22 protein-coding genes and 1 tRNA gene are annotated in these 19,593 nt (G+C 60.3%); 17 read left to right on the top strand and 6 right to left on the bottom strand.

Annotated features, from left to right (window positions below; genetic code table 11):
- Positions 1-179: 179 nt before the first annotated feature.
- Both HUI96_RS13795 and HUI96_RS30065 read left to right on the top strand, forming a co-directional pair.
- Positions 180-959 carry a hypothetical protein gene (locus HUI96_RS13795; RefSeq protein ID WP_188255221.1) on the top strand — a complete coding sequence of 260 codons (780 nt, stop codon included), beginning with the start codon at positions 180-182 and terminating at the stop codon, positions 957-959.
- On the top strand, positions 874-1,329 hold the full coding sequence (locus HUI96_RS30065; protein ID WP_337918322.1) for a DUF982 domain-containing protein: 456 nt from the start codon (positions 874-876) through the stop codon (positions 1,327-1,329). Before HUI96_RS13795 ends, HUI96_RS30065 begins: the two co-directional genes overlap by 86 nt.
- Before the next feature lie 534 nt (positions 1,330-1,863).
- Here HUI96_RS30065 and HUI96_RS13785 read toward each other — a convergent pair.
- Positions 1,864-2,235, bottom strand: coding sequence for a DUF982 domain-containing protein (locus tag HUI96_RS13785; protein ID WP_337918320.1), 372 nt, complete (start codon positions 2,233-2,235; stop codon positions 1,864-1,866).
- Between the two features lie 9 nt (positions 2,236-2,244).
- Positions 2,245-2,550 carry a DUF982 domain-containing protein gene (locus HUI96_RS13780; RefSeq protein ID WP_188255219.1) on the bottom strand — a complete coding sequence of 102 codons (306 nt, stop codon included), beginning with the start codon at positions 2,548-2,550 and terminating at the stop codon, positions 2,245-2,247.
- A 557-nt stretch (positions 2,551-3,107) separates the two neighbouring features.
- Between HUI96_RS13780 and HUI96_RS13775 the strand changes: the two genes are divergently transcribed.
- From HUI96_RS13775 to HUI96_RS13725, 11 genes are all read left to right on the top strand, one after another.
- A complete protein-coding gene (locus tag HUI96_RS13775; protein ID WP_188255218.1) occupies positions 3,108-3,827 on the top strand; it encodes a hypothetical protein in 720 nt (239 codons plus the stop codon).
- Positions 3,828-4,331: 504 nt separating this feature from the next.
- Positions 4,332-4,868, top strand: a complete 537-nt coding sequence (locus tag HUI96_RS13770; RefSeq protein ID WP_188255217.1) for a hypothetical protein — start codon at positions 4,332-4,334, stop codon at positions 4,866-4,868.
- Entirely contained in the window at positions 4,868-5,452 is a 585-nt protein-coding gene (locus tag HUI96_RS13765) for a hypothetical protein (protein ID WP_188255216.1), read from the top strand. Before HUI96_RS13770 ends, HUI96_RS13765 begins: the two co-directional genes overlap by 1 nt.
- Positions 5,445-5,639 (top strand): hypothetical protein, encoded by a 195-nt coding sequence (locus tag HUI96_RS13760; protein ID WP_188255250.1) that lies wholly within the window; start codon positions 5,445-5,447, stop codon positions 5,637-5,639. Before HUI96_RS13765 ends, HUI96_RS13760 begins: the two co-directional genes overlap by 8 nt.
- Entirely contained in the window at positions 5,623-6,132 is a 510-nt protein-coding gene (locus HUI96_RS13755) for an HK97 family phage prohead protease (protein WP_210320158.1), read from the top strand. Before HUI96_RS13760 ends, HUI96_RS13755 begins: the two co-directional genes overlap by 17 nt.
- Positions 6,133-6,366: 234 nt before the next feature.
- Positions 6,367-6,720: a hypothetical protein gene (locus tag HUI96_RS13750; RefSeq protein WP_188255214.1), complete on the top strand. Its 354-nt coding sequence runs from the start codon at positions 6,367-6,369 to the stop codon at positions 6,718-6,720.
- The gene (locus tag HUI96_RS13745; protein WP_188255249.1) at positions 6,720-6,992 is read left to right on the top strand and encodes a hypothetical protein; all 273 of its coding nucleotides are present in this window, start codon (positions 6,720-6,722) and stop codon (positions 6,990-6,992) included. The genes HUI96_RS13750 and HUI96_RS13745 overlap by 1 nt, the downstream gene beginning before the upstream one ends.
- Positions 6,970-7,233, top strand: a complete 264-nt coding sequence (locus tag HUI96_RS13740; protein WP_237684123.1) for a hypothetical protein — start codon at positions 6,970-6,972, stop codon at positions 7,231-7,233. Before HUI96_RS13745 ends, HUI96_RS13740 begins: the two co-directional genes overlap by 23 nt.
- Before the next feature lie 54 nt (positions 7,234-7,287).
- Positions 7,288-7,494: a hypothetical protein gene (locus HUI96_RS13735; protein WP_188255213.1), complete on the top strand. Its 207-nt coding sequence runs from the start codon at positions 7,288-7,290 to the stop codon at positions 7,492-7,494.
- Positions 7,484-10,462 (top strand): tape measure protein, encoded by a 2,979-nt coding sequence (locus HUI96_RS13730; protein ID WP_188255212.1) that lies wholly within the window; start codon positions 7,484-7,486, stop codon positions 10,460-10,462. The genes HUI96_RS13735 and HUI96_RS13730 overlap by 11 nt, the downstream gene beginning before the upstream one ends.
- A 72-nt stretch (positions 10,463-10,534) precedes the next feature.
- The gene (locus tag HUI96_RS13725) at positions 10,535-11,218 is read left to right on the top strand and encodes a LamG-like jellyroll fold domain-containing protein (RefSeq protein WP_188255211.1); all 684 of its coding nucleotides are present in this window, start codon (positions 10,535-10,537) and stop codon (positions 11,216-11,218) included.
- A 45-nt stretch (positions 11,219-11,263) separates the two neighbouring features.
- Here HUI96_RS13725 and HUI96_RS13720 read toward each other — a convergent pair whose 3' ends face one another.
- Complete coding sequence (locus tag HUI96_RS13720; protein ID WP_188255210.1) at positions 11,264-12,205, bottom strand: phosphatase PAP2 family protein; 942 nt, start codon at positions 12,203-12,205, stop codon at positions 11,264-11,266.
- A gap of 419 nt (positions 12,206-12,624) precedes the next feature.
- Between HUI96_RS13720 and HUI96_RS13715 the strand changes: the two genes are divergently transcribed.
- The 4 genes from HUI96_RS13715 (at position 12,625) to HUI96_RS30275 (ending at position 16,082) form a co-directional block, all read left to right on the top strand.
- Entirely contained in the window at positions 12,625-12,924 is a 300-nt protein-coding gene (locus tag HUI96_RS13715; RefSeq protein ID WP_188255209.1) for a hypothetical protein, read from the top strand.
- A gap of 146 nt (positions 12,925-13,070) precedes the next feature.
- Entirely contained in the window at positions 13,071-13,265 is a 195-nt protein-coding gene (locus HUI96_RS13710) for a hypothetical protein (protein ID WP_188255208.1), read from the top strand.
- A gap of 151 nt (positions 13,266-13,416) precedes the next feature.
- On the top strand, positions 13,417-13,623 hold the full coding sequence (locus HUI96_RS13705) for a hypothetical protein (protein WP_188255207.1): 207 nt from the start codon (positions 13,417-13,419) through the stop codon (positions 13,621-13,623).
- 1,469 nt (positions 13,624-15,092) lie between these two features.
- Complete coding sequence (locus HUI96_RS30275) at positions 15,093-16,082, top strand: tyrosine-type recombinase/integrase (protein ID WP_188255245.1); 990 nt, start codon at positions 15,093-15,095, stop codon at positions 16,080-16,082.
- On the opposite strand, the gene HUI96_RS13695 is transcribed toward HUI96_RS30275, so the two are convergent.
- The 3 genes from HUI96_RS13695 to phaC form a co-directional block, all read right to left on the bottom strand.
- Positions 16,042-16,117: transfer RNA gene (locus tag HUI96_RS13695), tRNA-Glu, on the bottom strand. The genes HUI96_RS30275 and HUI96_RS13695 overlap by 41 nt on opposite strands.
- Positions 16,118-16,219: 102 nt before the next feature.
- A complete protein-coding gene (locus tag HUI96_RS13690) occupies positions 16,220-17,362 on the bottom strand; it encodes a YcbK family protein (protein ID WP_237684122.1) in 1,143 nt (380 codons plus the stop codon).
- Between the two features lie 241 nt (positions 17,363-17,603).
- Positions 17,604-19,442 carry a class I poly(R)-hydroxyalkanoic acid synthase gene (gene phaC / locus HUI96_RS13685; protein WP_188255206.1) on the bottom strand — a complete coding sequence of 613 codons (1,839 nt, stop codon included), beginning with the start codon at positions 19,440-19,442 and terminating at the stop codon, positions 17,604-17,606.
- Between the last annotated feature and the right edge of the window lie 151 nt (positions 19,443-19,593).

Here is a 19,593-nt window from a genome sequence, read left to right as displayed (position 1 = left end):
TCGACTGAATGAGGGGGGTCAATTTTGGACGCCGATCCTCCCTGCTAAGGGGTCAAAATTGCACGCCGATTCACAGGGAATCTCCGAACACAAGCAAGGATGAAATTAGCGTTCGGGAATTTTCGAACGCTGATGTTCGGGAAACTCCGAACACTACGATCGATAGCGTTCGGGATTTTATGAACGAAGACCCATCTACCCGGACCCGGGCACAAGACCCGGGGAACGGGAAAGATGGACAAGATTGCGCCGCGCCTACGGCGCCGCTTTCGGCTCCGCTGACGCGGGCCGACGCGGGGACGGCGCAAGATAACTTCGAGGAGCTTTGGTGCGCATATTATCCCCGTCGCGGAAAGAACAAGAAAGAAGCCAGGGCAGCCTATACGACGCTGAACCCCGGTCCCGACCTTCATGGCCGGATGGTGGAGGCGGCGCGCGAGTGGCAAGCATCATGGGCTGCGCAGAACAACCCGGACGCGCCACGACGCACGCTGGCGAAGTGGATTGAGCGGGAAGAGTACGAATGCGACCCGCCGACCGCCTACAAGCCGAAAGAGCGGAAAGCGCCGAAGGTTGAGCCTGCCGTAGCCGCCAATGAAAACGACAACGTTCCTGACTTCATGGTCGGCAGCCCAAAACTTTGGCCAGCCGGGCGATATGTCGGAGAATTCATTGACGGAGATATAGACCGTAAGGGCGGCGACGAAGAGGTGACGTTAGCGTTCCTTGTTAACACGCCGGGAGAGCATGACGGCAAGGTATTCGAACATCGCTTCTACACGCAGGCGTTCATTGAATCTTATCAGCGGGAGGGCCAGGCAACGCTTGAGTCGATCTGTGCCGCTATTGGTTTGAACTCTGTGAGCGATACTGATGACATCCTGTTCAAGCCGCTTCAGGCAATCGCGAACGGAAAAACAGTGTCTTACCTCCCGATCCCTGCTGAGGAAGCCGCATGAGCCTCGCCTCCCACCTCCACGACATCGCCGACCGCCTCGAGCGTTAGGCAGTCGATGGACACTTGCAACTGAGGATAGCTGCCACATCTTCCCTGCGCGTCAATCGTTAAAATGCACAGGTTTTATGGTTAGCAGCTTTTTCGACAGGCCCGTCGTGGTCCAACTCGGCCGTATTGACCGGGATCGTGTTGTCGTTGGAGTGCGAGAGGCCGCGCAGTTTCTCTTGTACGACTGGCCGCAGGACAGTCCCGCCAGGCAAGCGGCAATGAGGGCTTGCCTGGCCGCCATCAAAGGAGAAGTTTCGACTAGCGCGGCCCGTGACGCGTTTGTGGCCGCGGCGCGGGAGGCACGGATTTACCTTGGCGAGTAAGAGCAGCCTATCCTTGACGCTGCATCTCCGAGAGTTGTCGCGCTATCTCGCCCTCCGCAACCGACAGTAGCGTGTCAATCTCGAATATAGCTTTGTTCCCTCTGATATCCGCGAGCAATCGCCGTGCATCACGAAGCTTGCACTGTACTTCAAGAGTGCGCCGCATCAGATCGCTCCGGTTCATATCACGGAACCTTTCTACCATTAACACTCCTCCCAATGGGCCACGGTATTCGAAGGTTCCACAGAAACGGAGCGCAATCGCATGCAACTTCTCGAGCCAGCGACCCGCACCACCTCCGACTCTGCAGTTAGCGAGACTGCACGCCCGTACCGTGGCCGGCGGCTATCGTGGCGGGAGTTCTACCAGTTGCGCCCCGATCGGCGCCCCGCTGCGGCGAACGACAACCAGGACCAGCGGGAGGTGGCATGACTACCCAGGCATAGCCTTCCGGGGTCGGCCACCCAGACGTTCAAGATGCTTCAGGCGAGGGCGGCAGCATGATTCCTACCGCCCTGAAAATCCGACAGCAGTCACAGATGCCTTGGGCTTACCTTGGTCGCCATGGGCGGCATAGTTTCGTCTTCGACGAGAATGTCCTTCTTGCGGGCGAACGCAACCAAAACGCCTCGGGCAGTGTCAGCATCGACCTCGCCAGCAAGGGCAGCTTTGCAGGCACGCATCGCCGCCTTCTGCTCAGGGCTGTTGCCGCACCAGTCCAGGAGGAACTGATAGGCATCAACGACGGTGTTGATCTGGCGAGGAAAGCCAAGTCCGACCCATACACAAACTGGCTTTTCGAAGTGTTTTGCGAGCACAGTGACCTCCTTGGCTCTTGGGCCGGGAATCCGGCACCCATTCAACAAAAGCAAAGAGGCAGCAGCGAGAGTGCTGCCGCCCGTCACTGGTGGCGCCTATGTCGTCACGCCGCCGCCTTGGCCCGGTTTGGGCTCGACCATCCACGGCAAAGGCATCGACACTTCTTCCAGGATGTTCACGGACTTTGCGAAGCCGCGGAACGCCTGCTTAGCAGCGGACAGTGGATAGGTGCTATCAAACGCTCTTTGGCAGGCGCGGAGCGCGGTTTCATAGATCGTTCCGCGCCGCTTCTTTGGCCATCTATAAAGGAAATCGAGGGCGTCCTCCAGGCACGCTATCTCCTCGATGAGGCTTTCCGTGGACTTCACGAAAACGGGGCTGTCGAACATCCGATCGCTCATCAGATCCTCCAAGTCGAACGAATTTTTGAGTTTCGGAACAGGCCAAAGCCGACAGCGGCAGCGGCCCACAATCGATATGTGATCGACCATTTTAGTCTTCAAGATCGGGCGCATGGGGTGATTGCATGAATGCATTTACGCGAGACATCCGCCCTGTGCTCCCTGACGCCATAGAGGCAGAACAGGCGCTGCTCGGGGCCCTGCTGGTCAACGCAAATGCCTATTGGCGCGTGCCTTGGGCTGGCCGCTCGAGGCGGTGAGACGGGAGGGGCGAGTCGATCCTTGGCCTGACAAGGGGCCGGGACCGCTGGGGTCCCCGACCGCGTTCGCAATTACAGTTTTTTCTATGAGCCCATGCCTCCCGCGCGCGCAACGCGCGCGCGCGAGGGGTCGATGCGGAAATAGCACAGTAAAAACACTATATATCTTGGCTGAGCGCCCACCTTGTGTCCGCGGAGGGGAGGGTCGCGATCCAGGGCTAATGGGATCTGGACCGGTCGCGGGGGAAAACTTTCGCATCCGCAAAATCGGAAATCTGGGAAGGAGGAGAGGGCGGCATGAACACCCGCAAGGAAATGCTTAGAGTTGCCGACGAGATCCTGAAGGCGAATCCCGAGCCGAAGCAGCCCGCCGTTCGAATCCGGTATCGCGGCCAGCGTCCGGCCATGAATTGGCTTAGGAAGCATGACCGGAAAGGCGCCGCCTGCCTGTGGTTGATTGCACGCGACCGCCTCCCGCCTGACGCCGCTAACGACAACCAGGCCGATGCGAAGGATTTGGGAGTTGACCGCCGCAAGGATGGCAGGGCGCGTGGTCCGCGCCGAGTACCAACGGACGCCGAGGAGTACTTGGAGCGACCCGCCGCGTTGCCATCACCTCTTGCTGCGGTCAGCGCGGAGCGCGTACCAGTGCGGCCGCTCACAGGCTTTCATGGCTGGTTCGAGTTGAAACCCGGAGTCCGCTCCGTTGTGCACGCCGACTGCTGCTATACGCTGGCCGATGCGGCTGTAGCCGAAGGCGCATTCTTCATTGGCGCGATCGGCGGCCTCGGCCAACCGAAGACGGGTAAAAGCCGAGGTGATATGCGCCGCGTTGCGCAACCGGAGTCCCCGCAGCCTCCCGATGAAGTCGATACGGTGATTGAGGTGATGCTGTCCGGCGGCAATGTCGCTGACGTCGGCAAGGCTCTTGGCGCACGCGGCGGTTACGCTGACCGGCGCGGCGGGGCGGCTCTACTTGCCGCGGCCAGGTGGGCGAAGGTGGCCCTCGCCGCCTAGCGCTGTCAGACGGTGAATAGGAAAAGGGCACCCCGTTACCGGGATGCCCTCCTTCATCAGAACAACCGCGCGAAAGCGATCAGGACCGAAACCAGAGCAAGGGGCGCAGAGCACCCAAGCGCCAGGCGGAACGTCGCACCGCACGGCTGGCTGGTTTCGATAGCAAGAGTAAGGGACATGCCCACACACCTTTCTATCCTGCGCGTGTCTCTTGATGAGCCGAACATCGCGCATAAGACCAGCAGCGGGGGTTTTTCGGTTTTTAATTCAGCCACCGTGGTGCCCCCACACGCTTCGGCTGACTCGAGTTGCTTGCAAGATGGTGACGCCAGCTTCAACTTTCAAGCACGCCAAGTGCCAAATCGTGGCCGCGAAAAGCCAATAGCGTAGCGCTGCGTAGATAGACACTTACCAGCCTGCCGGCGTCCCCTTTCAGCAGCCGCCCTTGAGGCGGCTCTTTTTTACCATCGCATTCGCGACCTTCAAAATTCGGAGAAACTTCCAATGACCACAACCCTCGAGGCTGTGGATGCGCTATGCGCGTTCCTCGGCTTCGCAAAGCCACGCACGCGAGCAGTCGCGCGAGCACTCACGGATGCTGGCGTCTTGCCTGCCGGCGGCCCTGGCCGCTCACCAGAAATCAAGCCGGAGCACCTCGTCAGCCTGCTCATCGGTGTCGCCGTGGACGCGCCACTGCGTGCGGTTGCTGACGCTGTGCGCAATTACCGCGAGCTTGCGCCAGGCGGTGCCAATCTCGACGGAGCGCCTGAATCCATCATTCGGACAGCCGGCGAGGCGATTGACGTACAGGCGCACCTTGCGCTCGGCGGTGATGCCGATCTGTTCCGGCGCGACAAGCTCGAGATCGTGTCAAGCTGGCAGGAAATTGCCCTGCATGATGCGAGCGCCGGGAAGATTGTCCGTTTCGTGCCGGTCGGCGCGGACGCATCCCGCTGGCAGGCCTCGGGCCACCGCCGCTCGACCATCATTAACGGCGCCGCTTTCAATGACGCGGTGCGCTCGCTGTTTGGAGGTAAGTAATGGCCTTCCTGAAAAAATCCGCACCGGCTCAGGCGTTCCGCGTGCCTACCTTGGCCGACGCATCGCCCGAGTACGCCGCGCTAATCGAGAAGCAGGCCGCCATTCAGGCCGAGCAGACAACGCTTGCTGCAGAACGGCGCGAGCTAGAAAAACAAATTGCGGCCGATACCGCTCCGGAAGTCCGCCCAGCCATCGCAGAATTGCTAGGTGACGCGCCAGGCACGAAGGCACTCAACCGTAAGCGTGTCGCTGAAATTGTGGCGCGCGAACGGGATATCGCTGCGGCCCTAGACGTGCTGCGCGGTCGAATTGGAGAAGCCCGCACAAAGGCCAGCCGGCTCGTGTGCGAACAAATAAAACCGGAGTATGCCAGACGCGTCGCGGCTATGTGCAAGGCGATGGAAGGCCTAGATGCGGCGCATCGCGATTACGACAGGCTGCGTCATGATCTCGAAGCTGAAGACGTCGCATGGCTGTCGCTCATTCCTATGGCGCCGCAGTTTCTTGGTGCTTCCCATGAGCCTGGTCGGCGGATCATGACGTACATTGATGAAGCTAGAAAGGCTGGGTACTACAATGCTTGAACGAGCCGACGAAAAACGGCCGAAGGCCAAACGGCGCATCCTGTTGCGCGGCAAACTGCTGCGCGTCGATGATACGGATCCAGCCGTGATCGCCCGATCCTTGTACAAGGACTCGCCGCACGCGAAGCGTGAGGCTCGGCTTGCTGAAGCGGAAAAAAAGGTCGCCCGAGATGACTGGCGAAAGTAAGGTCGTCGCCGGCCATGCCGTCCTTTGGAATGCTGTGACCACGATCGGGCGGGACTTTCGAGAGCGGTTCGCCCCCGGCAGCCTAACCAACTCCCTTCGTAAAGCCGACGTTCGCGCTCTACTTGACCACGATACGGGGCGAGTAGTCGGGCGCGTGTCGGCGGGGACGCTCCGCCTACGCGAGGATGCGACTGGACTGCTGGTCGAGATCGACGCTGATCTCACTACGCCTGATGGTCAGACGCTCGCGGGGACGGTTGGGCGCCGCGATGTCACGGGATTCAGTCCGAGCTTCAGGGTTCTGGAGGAGGACTGGACGACGGGCGGGCCCCTGCCACTACGGACAATTCTTGAGGCGGAACTGATCGAGGTATCGGTCGTGAGTTTTCCGGCCTATCCGCAAACCAACGCCAGCTTGCGAGACGCGATCAGCGCCCACCAGCGCCTCATCGCTAAGATGGAGCGCGACCAGCGATTGCGGGGCTTAGCTTGACGGCGCGGCTGGCCTTCGTGGCCGCGGTGGCAGTCGTGCTTGCGGCCACGCTGCTTTAGCCGTGCCACGCCGCACCGTGCAGTGCACAACGGGCCATGTTGCAGCGCACAACGCTTCATGTTGCAGCGCGGTAAGGGGGAGGGTCGATCCTCCCGTCCCTCGAAAGCCCGGAACGGTGCGGTCCAAGAGCGTGTATCAGCCTCGCCCCGATTCAAATAAAATTTGGAGGAAGCCTTGAGAACCAAGGAAACTACGGCTTTCAAGGTACCAAAACACCTTCGAAAGTCAACGCAAACATGGGTTAAATCGGTCGTTTCCGACTTTGAAATGGAAGAACATCACTTCAAGTTGCTTCTGGCTGCGGCCGAATCCTGGGACCGGGTCTGCGCGGCTCGCGAGGTGATTGACCGAGATGGAATGACTTACACGGACCGTTTCGGGCAACCGAAGGCGCGACCAGAGATCGGCATTGAGCGCGACAACAAGGTTCTGCTGGCCAGGCTGCTCAGGGAGCTAGCCCTCGATGGGGTCGACGCACCAGACGCGCCCCGACCGCCGCGTACCGCTGATTACGGGAGCCGACGCTAATGCCCGTACGCAGGCGGACGGAAAAGCGCAACCGCAGCGGCGATGCGTGGACCGAGATATTTATTCACGGTTTTGACATGCTGAACCGCGGCTACGCGGCCGGCATCGAACTGAACGAGCGGCTTGAACCAAATCTACATGAAGCCCGAGTTGCGTGGTCTCGGCATGGTGTCGAGTTCATGGCCGGCTATCGTGGCAATGACGTGCCATGGGCGCTGGAGGAGTTCGGCGAGCCGGGTGGAGGCGCTGATGCCTATACGCAAGCGCGTTGACCGCCGCCGTGCAGAGGCGTTGCCGGCGTGGCGGATGGTGTTCCAGTCAGGGCACGACTACTTCGAAGACTTGGCTGACATTGGCGTACCGGTGGACGCCTACGGTCGCCCGGATCGCGCCGAGGCGGAAGCAGCCTGGCGACAGTTTGGTGACCTGTTCTTAGCTGAATGCGAGGACGATTTTGAGCCTTGGGCTCTCAGCGAATTCGGCCCACCGAGCGGAAGGCACCGTCGCGCTTGAGTAGCGCTGCGGCTGCTTAGCGCGCCTGTCGGCGCGAAATCATAAGGATTCACAATGGACGACTTTGACCGTGCGGAAGCGCGGGCGCACGCGCTCGCCAGCCGCTTATTGCGTTCAGGTGTTGACGCTGGCGTGGTAGCCGATGCGTTCGCCGCAATAACGCTCTCTCTCTTCGCCGCGCAAACAGGCCTCGACCGCGAGGCCACCGTCCTGCTGGGCGCCTGGCATCAACTGAGGGAGGCTACCGAACATGGCCAGTGACGTCGAACGCTTGATCGTGAGTTTGGAAGCCAAAACCAAGGCGTTTGAGAACTCGCTGAACAAAGCCAACGCTACTGCCCAAAAGCGTCTGCGCGATATTGAGAGGCAGTTTGAGCGCACCAACAAGAAGGCCGTTCTACAGGCCCCTCGCGGCTCTATGATGGCCGGCCTCGGCGGCGTTCGCGGGATGGTCGGCGGCTTCGCTGCCGCCGCGGGCGTTCATACAGTTAGGCAGTACGCAGACGCTTGGACTGAGGCGGGCAACAAGATTGCTGCTGCGTCTCAAGTGTCCGGCAAGCAGGCACGCTCCTTGCGTGAACTTAATGACATTGCCACCGCGACACGTACCGGCATAACCGAGACCACGGACCTTTATGCCAAGCTTCTTCGCTCAACCAAGGATGTAGCAAAGTCCGAGGAGGAGGTGGCGCAGGCTACAGAGATCGTCAACAAGGCTTTCAAGGCGGGTGGTGCCGCGGCGAGTGAACAGGCTGCTGGCATTCTACAGCTTTCACAGGGTCTCGGGTCCGGAATCCTGCAGGGTGACGAACTGCGGTCTGTGCGCGAAAACGCACCGCTTCTTGCGCAGGCGATAGCGGATGAGTTCAAGACGACGATTGCCGGTCTTAAGGAGCTTGGTGCAAACGGCGAGCTTGAAGTCGGTCGTGTCTTCAAGGCCATTCTCAAGGCCAAGCCCAAAATTGATAAGGCGTTCGCGGCGACCACCGCCACTATCGCAGATGGGATCGACCTGCTGCGTAATTCGGCTATCGAGGCTATCGGTCGTATCAACACCGTAACGGGCGCAAGCGGTAAGGCTGGTGAACGCCTGGCGCAGTTCGCCAATATCATTGAGACGGTGGCGGGCGCCATTGAGGGTGTGGCTGGCAGCCCTACTGGGAAGTTCTTAGGCTTCCTTACCGAAATGGTCTCCAAGCTTGAGCCGATCAATCGCGCATTGGATGCCCTGCAAAACGTCGATAAGCTCGGCGAAGGTATTGCTGGTTTTGCTGGTAAGATAGCCGATGCCGAACTCAATGACATCGAGGATGCCACACGGGCTCTGACAGAATTCTTCAAGGCCAGGCGGCAAGGTGCCAAAGAGGGCTTCATCAGCCCAGAGCAACTCAGGCGCTTTGATGAACTCGAGAAGAAGATCAGTTCTGCCGGAATCAGTGCAGGCGAGGCCAAGGAGGAAGTCCGGGCCATTGTCGCGCTGGACGAGGGAACGTCTCCACAAATCGTAGAGCTATTCGACATTATGATCGATAAGCTCGACTTAATCGCCAAGCGAGCCAAGGCGGCCAAGAGTGCTACTCTAGGAATCTTCGATGATGAGCGCGGCGCCATGCTTGCTTCGCGTCGAAAGGACGAGGCATACGCCGGCTTCATTGATGAGCGCACAGCGGATGCCAAGCGTACGGAAATCGAGCGCCAGATAGACACCCGCACGGATGCGATCCTGAAGGCTGCCGAGGACGTTGGCGTGGCCATTACCGAGGCTGCAGCGCGGATCCAGGCCGAGAAGGAGCTTGGGATTGAGGGCGCGGTGAAAAGCCGCGAAGGCTCAATCTCCAAGTATGTCGATCAAGTCGTCAGCGCCGAATCCGGCGGGAATGCAAACGCGAAGAATCCAAGATCTTCGGCGACGGGACTCGGGCAGTTCATCGAGTCCACTTGGCTGACTCTGTTTCGCAAGCATTTCCCGAGGGAAGCGGAGGGCATGTCGCGCTCTGCCATCCTTGCCCTGCGCACGGATGGAGTGAAGTCAAAGGCGCTGATTGAAGCCTATGCGCGTGAGAACGCCGCAGTCCTCCAGCAGGCGGGTGTTTCGGTCAACGAAGTTGCGCTTCACCTTGCCCACTTCCTCGGGCCAGGCGGCGCGGCTGCCGTATTGAAGGCTGCGCCGGGCACTCCTGTGAGCCAGGTGCTCTCTGCGGGCGCCATCAAGGCAAACCCGGAGGTACTTGGCGGCGGCAAGACCGTAGATGACGTTATCGGCTACGGCGAGCGGCGCGCTGGAATGAAAACGACCCGCACACAGACTTTGGATTCGCGGGAATCGTTCCAAGAGAATCTGGACGCATATCGCCAGCAACTCGAGTTCCTGAAGGAAGAGACCGGCCTTCGCCAAAGCCTCAATCCGCTGGTCGACGATTATGGCCGCGGACTGACGACGTTACGCGCTGCGCAGGAACTGCTGTCAATGGCGCAGCAGGAAGGCACTGCGGCGGGCAACGAACTCTCCAGCACGCAGCAACTGCTTTATGGAGACCTTTCCAAACTGTCGCCGGAGGCACGCGCCCAAGCCGAGGCTATGCGAACCTTGGCGCTTGCTTCTGGCGAGGCGGAGGCGGCTAGCAATCAGCTATCTGTTGCGCAGGACAACCTGGCCGACCGCATGGCGGCGGCGTCTTCGTTTGGCAAGGACATTCTTGGTGGTTTCATCAGGGACTTACGCGAAGGCAAGTCGGCATCTGAGGCGCTAGCCAATGCGGTTGGGAAGATTGCCGACAGGCTGCTGGACCTGAGTCTTGATATTCTGTTTGACGGCTTCGGTGGGAAGGCGGGCAGCGGTATCCTCGGCAGCCTCTTTTCGTCCTTCTTTCCCTTCGCCGATGGCGGCATTGCCAAAAACGGCAAGCCGGTTCCGCTGAAGCGCTTTGCTCGAGGTGGCGTGTCCAAGACCGCGGCCATCTTCGGTGAGGCTGGGGCGGAAGCTGCGGTGCCGTTGCCGGACGGACGCAGGATCCCGGTGGATTTGCGGATTCCGCAATTTCCGAAGGTTCAAAGGGTAGCCGCCGCGGCGGCGCCAGCACCGAACGTCGATGCCAGGACAAAGGTCATCAACGCCTTTGATGCCGGAAGCTTTTTGTCCGAGGCGCTGAGCAGCACTGAAGGCGAGAAGGTCATCCTGAACTTCGTAAGGGCGCGACCCGCCGCATTCAAGGCAGCAATGCAGGGCTGAACAGCCCAAACAAAGGAAAGGTGATGCTCTATGCTAGCAATGAATCAGCTTATTGGGTTTGGAGCGAGGGGGATGCAACCGAGCGGCCCCAACCCGCCCTTCGCCAACGTCGTTGCCCTGTTCGGCTTTGAGGGCGCGAATGGCTCCACCGCTATCGTTGACGAAAGCAGTTACGCCCGCCCTGTCACTGTCGTCGGCGGTGCGCAGATTTCCACGGCCAAGACGTTCGTGACCGATGGAGCATCCTCGCTTTTCCTGCCGACGGCGGGATCGTCCTATATCACCATGCCGTTCCCCGCCTTCGCTGCAGGGCCATTCACAATCGAGGGACGGTTCCGGTGGCTGACAGGCAGTGGGCCTTCTCTGTTCGAGATTTACGAAGGCGCAACGCTTGTAATGCGGCTCATGAGAAGCGCAAGCGACGGCAGAGTGTTTCTTACCTTCTCTACCAACGGGACGACAGTTGCGCATACATTGGCACCAGTCGGTTCGCCGACTTATGGCCCAAACACAGATTACCACATTTGTCTTGAGCGCGACGCCAGCGACATAGTTCGCCTCTATCAGAACGGCGTCTATAACCCCAATACCAAGGCAACCATATCCGGCACACTGGTGAGAAATGCATCCACGGTCCCCCGCCTCGGCGCGAACATCAACGGTTATATGGACGAGTGGCGCTTCACAGATGGCGTGGCGCGCAACGGCGTCGACGCCAGCTTCGACCCCGGAACGACCGCATACCCGCGTTCCTGACCGGCCCGTCTCCAAATGAGTATGACAGCGGCGCGAGCGCCTACCTCACGCCCGCACCGCAAGGACCGGATGGGCAATCTTTGACCGCCAAATGCAGTGTGTTGCCACCACGACGGCGACAAGAACGGTGCCACCAATGAGGTCCACGAAATAGTGCCCTCCCAGCAAAGGAGTGGCGGCGAACATAAGAAGGGCATATAGCGCAGCCAACGGAAATGCGATGATCATGCCCCGGCAGGCGTAGGCCATGACTAGGGCCGCAGCCGTATGCAGGGACGGGAAGGTGACGAGGCCGGGAAGTGGGCCCGTCAGTACATGCCCGGTGTCGTTGCGAAGCCCTTCCAAGTACACAAGGTGATAGACGCCGCTCCCGGTCGGAAGTGCCGAAAGCAACTCCTGCTGCGGAGAGTGGAAGGATATGGCTGCCTTGGCCGGGAAACCAGCGCCAATGATGATGGTGGCAAGTGCCGTCGCGAAGAAGATTAAGATGAATTCCTGAGCCCGATTGCCTCGTCCGGCCGCGTACAACCCTAAAAACACCAGCACTGAAAGACTTGTCAGGCTGACATAGACCATCGACAGTACTTTGATGAAGCTGGGTCGAGCCGCAGCCCATTCGAGATACCCGAGCCAGCGAAATCCTAAAGCCTCATCCCAACTCGCCAGCACCTCATCCACTAGGGGGAAGGAAAGGCTCATGGTCAGGTGGTTCAGCACCCGGAGATTCAGCCAGGCGAGCAGGATAAAAGCCAATCCACTCGGGACTTCAAGGAGAGCGCGAGGGAGTTTCAGTCTCCATGCGATGTAGGACAGCAAAAGCCCTACGTACCCGAACACCAAAGGCTGTACGAGTGTCTGCGGATCAATGCTGATCGGTGACAGGATCAGCCATGTCGCATTGATCGCCGCCAATCCGAATATCGCCACCAGCCAAAGTGCACGTCCTGGGAAAATCGGATCTTCGCTAGAGGCTGCCCTTGGTTCCATTGTCCCCTCAATGGTTGAGCGCCAATCATAGCGGGTGCGCTCTGCGGTTGTGAATCTCCTCTTTCGACGTAGCGGCACGCAAGGCTCCCCCGCCCAGGGGAGGCTTCTTGACCATCGCAGGGAATTCGGTGAATGTGTCCGTGGGCTAGCAACCCGGACCAGTGATAGACCGCAGCACACCTTTGCCGAGGTGTCCTTTCCTTGCCGGGAAAGGGCGGTTGAACGTTTCCCAAGGAGGGAAACAGGACGACGGCTTGGCGGCTGTGCGTCAACCGGCATCCTATGCCGGGGCGCGGACGCCATGCAATACCCCCAAAAGGGGAAAAACGTCCGGCTCGTCTCACTGGCGAGTTGCTACGCCCCGGCGCCAGGACGCCCCTGGCATCGGCCTAGCAAGCCAAACCAGTGAGAAGCAAATCATGTTGCACATCGGCGAGGGGAATGGACTTCGTGAGCATGCGCCTGTCGCGCTCGAAGTCCCCGAATTCGAAATCGGCCAATGCGTGGAGGGTCCATTCGGGCCGGGTATTATCGAGGCCACCGGAGTTCTGGACGATGGCACGCGAGTTCACCGGGTGTGGAACGTCTACGATGACGTGGCGGACCATTCCTATCAAGAGGCGAGCCAGCTCACCGCGACCAAGTTAGGCTGTGAGACGTGCCGCGGTTGCTACTTCTGGACCGACCAAGGGTGCGAAGCGCGCGGCAAGCAGCAGTAAGCAACCCGCGCCTCTATCGCCGCACGCGGCCTGTCGCCCATCAGGGCGGCGGGCTTTTCGTTGCCCTGGGCAGGAGCATGATTGGTTCCCCATAGGAACACCATTCGTTCTGCAGTAGGTTACGGTAGCGTCAGGAATGCGTCAGCATGCGCGGCGAGACCGAAATTGAGATGGTGCGACGCCACGTTCGTGAAGGAGAACGTCACGTCGCCATCCAAAAAAGTATCCTCGACGATCTCGCTGCTGCAGGCCGCCCGACTGATTTAGCTAAGAAACTGCTGGCGGAATTCGAGGAGACGCTGGCTCAGCATCGTGCGCACTTGGCTCGGTTGGAGACTTAACTTTCGCAAGACCGTTGCCGTTATTTGCTTCGCGGGCTGGCTAAGGCAGCAGATATGCCGTATAGAGCCATTCGTCGGCAGCCGATTATACGGGCGCTGCCGGTTGAGGGCGGCGATCAAGCCCTAGCCCCGACTAGAAAAGGAGGCCGCTATGACCTCCACCAATCTTACCCCTAAGAAAATCGAACTGATCGACTGGCTGGTTCAGACTGTAAGCCTGCACGGCCCAGCCCCTGACAGTTCTAATCAGATGAAAGCAGCGCACATCGCCGCAATGCGTGTTCAAAGGGGGCCGATAAGCGAGTCAGAGCTGCGCGCGGTCATCTACGACGCGCTGTTCCACGCAGAGCACGCTTAGGTTTTAACCTGGCGCGGCTGGAACATAGGGAGGGCCACCGCGCTCCCGAGGGGAAGCCCGTCACTCGAAAGGGTGGCGGGCTTTTCTATGCGCTAGGCAGGGGCATCATTGGTTCCCGATAGGAACACTATTCGTTCCGATGTAGGTTACGGGAACTGGTGCAACATCAGGCGGAGGTCCTCAGCTATCTCGCCGGTAGGGGGCACCCTACAGCGCTTGCGTCTCAGTTGCTTCACCAACTTGAGGAGGCGCTCGCGGCTCATCGGGCGCATCTGGCGCGACTAGAAGACTCTGACTGCTTCTGATTCATAGACCGTCGCGCTGGAGAGGGCGACGGGTTCTCTTGCGCGCCCCCCCTAATGCAACATGTGCGCCTTGTGAGCAGCTAGTTCGTTGAGCAACTCTATCAGTCGTTTCTCGGTCGGACGGCCCTTTGGCATGTAGCGGTCAATATCCATGAGTGCGGTTCTCAAAGTACGTTCGACGAGAATGTCTGCCGTCTCTACATCAGCGACGAGATCTCGAGCCGCGCGTCTCAGCATGTGAATAGTCGCGACTTGGGATCGGCCGAGCCGAGTGTTTTGAATCATTTCGCTCTCCCTTTAAATAACTCTGACGGGAGCGCGATTGTCTCTCAGTCGCCGACGTCCATTGGCAGTTGCCGACGATGCATCCTAAACGCGGGCGGGCGTGGTTCAGTTGCAAACAGTAAGGAACCAACGCTCCTTTCGTGGCGCCATGCACGCCGACCTCGTCCGCCTCTTTCGATGTGAACGCTGCCGAATGGCAGGCCGGCCTCGGCAGGCGGTCTTCTTCACTTTGGTGCCTGATTATCGCGGGATAGATGCGCGCCGGGTTGGGAGAGGCTAGGGCAGCGCGGTAGCCGGCGGTTTGAATGCAGCGAGATCAAGGGATTTCGAAAAGTCAACTCCGTATGACATTGGGCTTGACTTTTCGATGGTAAAGCGTCGGTATAGGCGCTTCCTGAACTTGCGTGTTCTCAGCCGCTCGCCCAATCTGGCGCGGGCATACTTCTTTGCGCGCTCAAAGGAGATGGGGGTGAAAGCTGCGAATGATAATTGCCGCTCGGCATTCCCGGCGGGTTACCCACCGCGGGGACTAAGGCGGCGCGCCGCCGCTGCCTACCTTGGCATCTCGCCATCGCTCTTTGATCGGGAGCGGGCGGCCGGGAACATCCCAAATCCGCGCCTAATGTTTGGCGTACAGATTTGGGACCGTCTAGACCTCGACTCCTTGTTTGATGGTTCGTCGGAGACAGAGGCCGCAAACGACAATCATTCACAAGCGTGGGACCGGCATTGGCAAAGCACCGCAAGCCAAAATACGTGAACGCGTATGAGGATCGCCACGGCCGGCTCCGAATTTATCTAAGGAAGCCGGGCGGAAAGCAGGTACCTCTTCCTGGCCCGCTCTATAGTGAAGCCTTCTGGGTTGCGTACCACAAGGCAATGGACGGCGCCCCCGTCGCTCAAGCGTTGAATGTAGTTGCTGGAACAGCGTCGGCGGCCATAGCCGGTTTCTATAGATCTGCGGAGTACAAGGCGCTCGCTCGAATAACGCAGGCCACCTACCGGAATACGCTTGAACGTTTCCGAAAGGACTATGGACACCTGCCGCTGGGCGGAATGCGCACCGTCGACGTGAACCGCATTTTAGATAGCGTTTCGCCCGGTTCTGCAGTTCATCTGCGCAAGCGATTGCACCAGCTTTTCGAGTACGCCATCGGCGCGGGCCTGGTGACGGCGAACCCGGTCAAGGATGCCAAGCGCGTCGGCAAGAAGACGAAGGGTTATCGGACGTGGAGCGAATTTGACATCGCAGCGTATCGCGCCCGGTGGGGCGAGGGGACGCGGCAGCGACTCGCCATGGAAATCCTGCTGTATACCGGCTTGCGGCGCGCTGATGCGGTGCGTCTCGGATGGCGGCACATCGCTGGCGACCGCATAGAGATCACCGCGAGCAAAACTGGCGCCGAACTATCCATCCCGATCCATGAGGAGCTTTGGCGCTTCCTTAAAGAACTTCCGCGCACCGATCCCGCATTCATCGTTACCGCCTACGGGAAGCAGCGCTCTGACAAGGCGTTTACTGCGTTCATAGCCGAGGCTGCGGCAAAATCGGAAATCAAAGCGCAGGCATCGCCGCATGGCTTGCGTAAGGCCGCTTGCCGCCGACTTGCCGAGGCTGGCGCAAGCGCGCACGAAATCATGTCGATCACCGGCCATACGAAGATGGAGGAGATTCTCACATACACGCGTGCGGCGGAACAGAAGCGCTTGTCGCAGGCTGCTATGGCGAAAATGGCCGGTGCTTTCGACCTGAAATTGCCTAACCTAGAAGCCGGGTTAGGCAATACTGCCGACAAGGCATTAGAAACGTTGACTGCTGTGATGGATGTGGCACGCCCAACGGGACTCGAACCCGTGTTTCCGCCGTGAAAGGGCGGCGTCCTAGACCGCTAGACGATGGGCGCAGACGGGGCGTCTTATATTGAGCTTCCCACGGATGGGCAACCGCTAAAGCTTGGTCTCCGAGTGTTTTTTCACGGGTAGACCGGTTACGCACCGTAAGGAGGTCACGCCTTGCGGCGGCCGCAGCGCCAGTTCCAGTCGCGCTCCGGGCCGACGTCCACATGGACCGCATTGGTATGGCAGTAGGTGCCGACCCCGCCGCGCCCTGGAAGGCTGCGGACGAACTGCGCGATATCCCATTTGCTGACGCCCGGAACGTGGATGTCGGCCGCTGCGCAGTACATGTGCATCGAGTTCCTGGCGCCATTGACGCGGACGTTATGGGCGCGGCTGCGATAGCCGGAGGTGATGATTAGCTTCCGGCCGAAGCGCTGCTCGATTGCCTTGAGCATCCGCACGAGGTTCGGCTTCAGGCAGGCGGTCTCAACCGTTTCGGTCTGCTTGAGCAGGCCGTTGGGCGCAAGGCGGGCCAGCCCGGCCGAATAGGCGACCTGGATGGGGCCGTATTCGTCTTCCTCGTGAACGTCGATGTCGCTGTCGTCGTCCAAGCCGGACTTGCGCTTGATCTCGAAGAGCGAGGTCTGCCGCACGCCCGGTAGGCCGTTGTCGGAGCCGAGCGAGGCGAGAGCCGCAGGCTTGCGCGCCGGTTGGAGATCGATGATCGGCTTGGCCGCCTTTTTCGCATCCGGTTTCGGTGATGCCTCGGCATCCGAGGCTACGGGACGGTTTTCGATGAAAGTCTGTGCAGGCTTGGCCGAAGCCGCGCTGCTGCTCCTGTCCTGCCGGATGGGGGAGGGGGCGGCCGCGGCGGGACTGGTGCCGAAGAACGATGACAGGAAGTTCTTCTTTTTTGCAGGCATCGCCTCCGCCGGATCGCCGGCGGTCGCGATCACCTGTGCGGGCTTGCCGGTGGTGTCTGCGTCAGCCTGGGGATCGCCCTTGGCCTGCTTGAGAGCATCGCCGTTCTGTTCGTCCGTGCCGGCAGTCCGGGCCGGCATATCCTGTTCGGTTGTGGTCTTCTGGGCTGTCGGGGAGCCTGCGGCCGGCACGTTCACCACTTGATCGGGACGCGCGGCTCCGGCCGGCGCTTCGGACGCGCTCTGCTGGTTGGACTCGGCGGCTGCGGCCACATCGGCCGGCTGGCTTGCAAGTTCCGCCGAATTGTAGCTCGGCAGGTCCAGATCCGCGCTCGGGTCTGACGTGCAGGAGGCGAGGAGGACGGCGAGAGTCGCCCCGAAAAGACACAATAATGGCGGGTTTGCCCGACGCGGGTTCCGTGTTGGCAAAACGCTTCCTTCCCTCTCATCCGGCAGGTGGGAACTGCCGGAACGACGGTAATTAAGAGGCGATGTCACGCCCTCCAGCGTGAAGCGACACCGCGAATCCTTTTACCGTAAAGGTTGAGGAGGTATGGGGCAATTAGGGCGACAACATGGATTGGGATCAAGGAATCGCCGCGATCCGTTCAAGATTGCGCCCCAAAAAGCCTCAGGCGCGCACTTTTACGTAGGTTCCGGGGGCGTCCCCGAGTATCTCTCCACGCTCGCCCGGCCGACGCGCTGGCACTTTGGCTCCGTCCATGTACGCGATCCATGCCTGCCAATGCGGCCACCACGAGCCCGGATGCTCCTTTGCTCCTGCGACCCAGTCATCGAAGGCACCTTCAGGCGGCCCGTCGGTCCAATACTGATACTTGTTCTGGGACGGATGGTTCACCACGCCCGCGATATGCCCCGATCCCGCCATCACGAATTCGACGGGGCCGCCGAAATGCTGGCAGCCGACGAAGACCGAGCGGGCCGGCGCGATGTGGTCCTCCCGCGTCGACAGGTTGTAGACGGGCATCTTGAGGTCGCTGAGCGAGAGCAGCCTGCCCGAGATCTCCATGGCGCCCTTGGTGAGCCTGTTCTCGAGATAGCAGTTGCGCAGGTAGAAGGAGTGGTTTGCGGCCGGCATGCGGGTCGCATCCGCGTTCCAGTAGAGCAGGTCGAAGGGCAGGGGCTCCTTGCCGCGCATGTAGTTGTTGACCACATAGGGCCAGATCAGGTCGCCGGAGCGCAGCAGGTTGAAGGCGGTCGCCATGCGCGTGCCTTCGAGATAGCCCTTCTCGCCCATCGCCCGTTCGAGCGCCTGGATCTGATCCTCGTCGACGTAGACCATCAGGTCGCCGGCATGGGTGAAGTCCACCTGGGTGGCGAAGAAGGTCGCCGATGCGACGCGGTTGTCTCCTTCCTGCGCAAGCAGCGAGAGGCCGGCGGCCAGCAGCGTTCCGCCGACGCAATAGCCGATGGCGTTCACCTCCCTTTCGCCGGTGGTCGCCTCGACGACGTCGAGCGCGTGCTGAAGCCCCTCCCGGATATAGGCGTCCCAGTTCTTCATCCCGTGCCGCTCGTCCGGATTGACCCAGCTGATCACGAACACGGTGTGGCCCTGCTCGACCGCCCAGCGGATGAACGACTTCTTCGGATTGAGGTCGAGGATGTAGTACTTGTTGATCCAGGGCGGACAGATCAGCAGCGGCCGCTTCAGCACCTTGTCGGTCGCAGGCTCGTATTGAAGAATTTCGGCCACCTCGGTGCGGGACACCACCTTGCCCGGCGTGACGGCGATGTTCCTGCCGATCTCGAAGGATGTGTGGTCCGTCTGCCGCAGACGCAGCCGACCCTTGCCGGCGGCGATGTCCTCGGCGAGCAACTTCATGCCGCGGACCAGGTTCTCGCCGTTGGTCTCCACCGTCTCGCGGTAGAGCTCGGGATTGGTCAGCAGGAAGTTCGACGGCGAGATCGCGTTCGCAATCTGCTTCACGTAGAAGGAGGCCTTGTGGCGGGTATGCTCGTCCAACCCTTCCGCCTTCTCGACCAGATCGCTCGCCCAGCGCGAGGTCACCAGATAGGTCTTCTTCAGGAAATCGAAGAAGGCGTTGCGTCCCCACTCCGGGTCCTGGAAACGCTTGTCGCCTCTGTCTGGCTGAATCTCGTTGTCGACCTCCTCGCCCGCGGCGCGCCTCAGCGAATTCGTCCAGACAGTCATGTAGCCCGCGAACAGCCTGGTCTGCGCCTCGAGCGCTCGCGTCGGGTCCGAGAGCCAATATTCGGTGACCTTCGAGAAGGTCTTGACGACGTCGGCCATGGGTTCGGCGACGCTGTCGCGCAGTTCGCCCTTCTCCCGCGGTTCGGCCCAGGCGGCAGCCGCCTTGCCCGCCTGTTCGAGCATCCGCGCGAGATTGATCGCAAACCGCTCGGGGTCCTTAATGAGATAATCCTGGACCGAGGGCGTGTCGGCGGTTGTCTCGTCGACCGTCTTGTTCGAATCGGCGGCTTTATCCATGCTGCTGGCGCCCTCCCGCGCCTTGTCATTGACAGGGTAACATGAGACGTAAGAAACGGTCCAACCACACTCGTCTTCGCGTCTAACGAACTCCTTGAGATAAGATTATGACGATCCGGCGCAAATACTCGATGCGGCCTCGCGTCAGGAG

Source organism: Pseudaminobacter soli (ex Zhang et al. 2022) (assembly GCF_014595955.1).
In the GTDB taxonomy this organism is placed as follows: domain Bacteria; phylum Pseudomonadota; class Alphaproteobacteria; order Rhizobiales; family Rhizobiaceae; genus Kumtagia; species Kumtagia pseudosoli.
Note: the sequence above shows the minus strand (reverse complement) of the source record. Positions and strands in the feature narration are given on the sequence as shown.

Coding starts and splice junctions, on each gene's coding strand:
- HUI96_RS13795 (WP_188255221.1), top strand. CDS start 180: ATGAACGAAGACCCATCTACCCGGACCCGGGCACAAGACCCGGGGAAC.
- HUI96_RS30065 (WP_337918322.1), top strand. CDS start 874: ATGACATCCTGTTCAAGCCGCTTCAGGCAATCGCGAACGGAAAAACAG.
- HUI96_RS13780 (WP_188255219.1), bottom strand. CDS start 2,550: ATGAGCGATCGGATGTTCGACAGCCCCGTTTTCGTGAAGTCCACGGAA.
- HUI96_RS13775 (WP_188255218.1), top strand. CDS start 3,108: ATGAACACCCGCAAGGAAATGCTTAGAGTTGCCGACGAGATCCTGAAG.
- HUI96_RS13770 (WP_188255217.1), top strand. CDS start 4,332: ATGACCACAACCCTCGAGGCTGTGGATGCGCTATGCGCGTTCCTCGGC.
- HUI96_RS13765 (WP_188255216.1), top strand. CDS start 4,868: ATGGCCTTCCTGAAAAAATCCGCACCGGCTCAGGCGTTCCGCGTGCCT.
- HUI96_RS13760 (WP_188255250.1), top strand. CDS start 5,445: ATGCTTGAACGAGCCGACGAAAAACGGCCGAAGGCCAAACGGCGCATC.
- HUI96_RS13755 (WP_210320158.1), top strand. CDS start 5,623: ATGACTGGCGAAAGTAAGGTCGTCGCCGGCCATGCCGTCCTTTGGAAT.
- HUI96_RS13745 (WP_188255249.1), top strand. CDS start 6,720: ATGCCCGTACGCAGGCGGACGGAAAAGCGCAACCGCAGCGGCGATGCG.
- HUI96_RS13740 (WP_237684123.1), top strand. CDS start 6,970: ATGCCTATACGCAAGCGCGTTGACCGCCGCCGTGCAGAGGCGTTGCCG.
- HUI96_RS13735 (WP_188255213.1), top strand. CDS start 7,288: ATGGACGACTTTGACCGTGCGGAAGCGCGGGCGCACGCGCTCGCCAGC.
- HUI96_RS13730 (WP_188255212.1), top strand. CDS start 7,484: ATGGCCAGTGACGTCGAACGCTTGATCGTGAGTTTGGAAGCCAAAACC.
- HUI96_RS13725 (WP_188255211.1), top strand. CDS start 10,535: ATGCAACCGAGCGGCCCCAACCCGCCCTTCGCCAACGTCGTTGCCCTG.
- HUI96_RS13720 (WP_188255210.1), bottom strand. CDS start 12,205: ATGGAACCAAGGGCAGCCTCTAGCGAAGATCCGATTTTCCCAGGACGT.
- HUI96_RS13715 (WP_188255209.1), top strand. CDS start 12,625: ATGTTGCACATCGGCGAGGGGAATGGACTTCGTGAGCATGCGCCTGTC.
- HUI96_RS13710 (WP_188255208.1), top strand. CDS start 13,071: ATGCGCGGCGAGACCGAAATTGAGATGGTGCGACGCCACGTTCGTGAA.
- HUI96_RS13705 (WP_188255207.1), top strand. CDS start 13,417: ATGACCTCCACCAATCTTACCCCTAAGAAAATCGAACTGATCGACTGG.
- HUI96_RS30275 (WP_188255245.1), top strand. CDS start 15,093: ATGGACGGCGCCCCCGTCGCTCAAGCGTTGAATGTAGTTGCTGGAACA.
- phaC (WP_188255206.1), bottom strand. CDS start 19,442: ATGGATAAAGCCGCCGATTCGAACAAGACGGTCGACGAGACAACCGCC.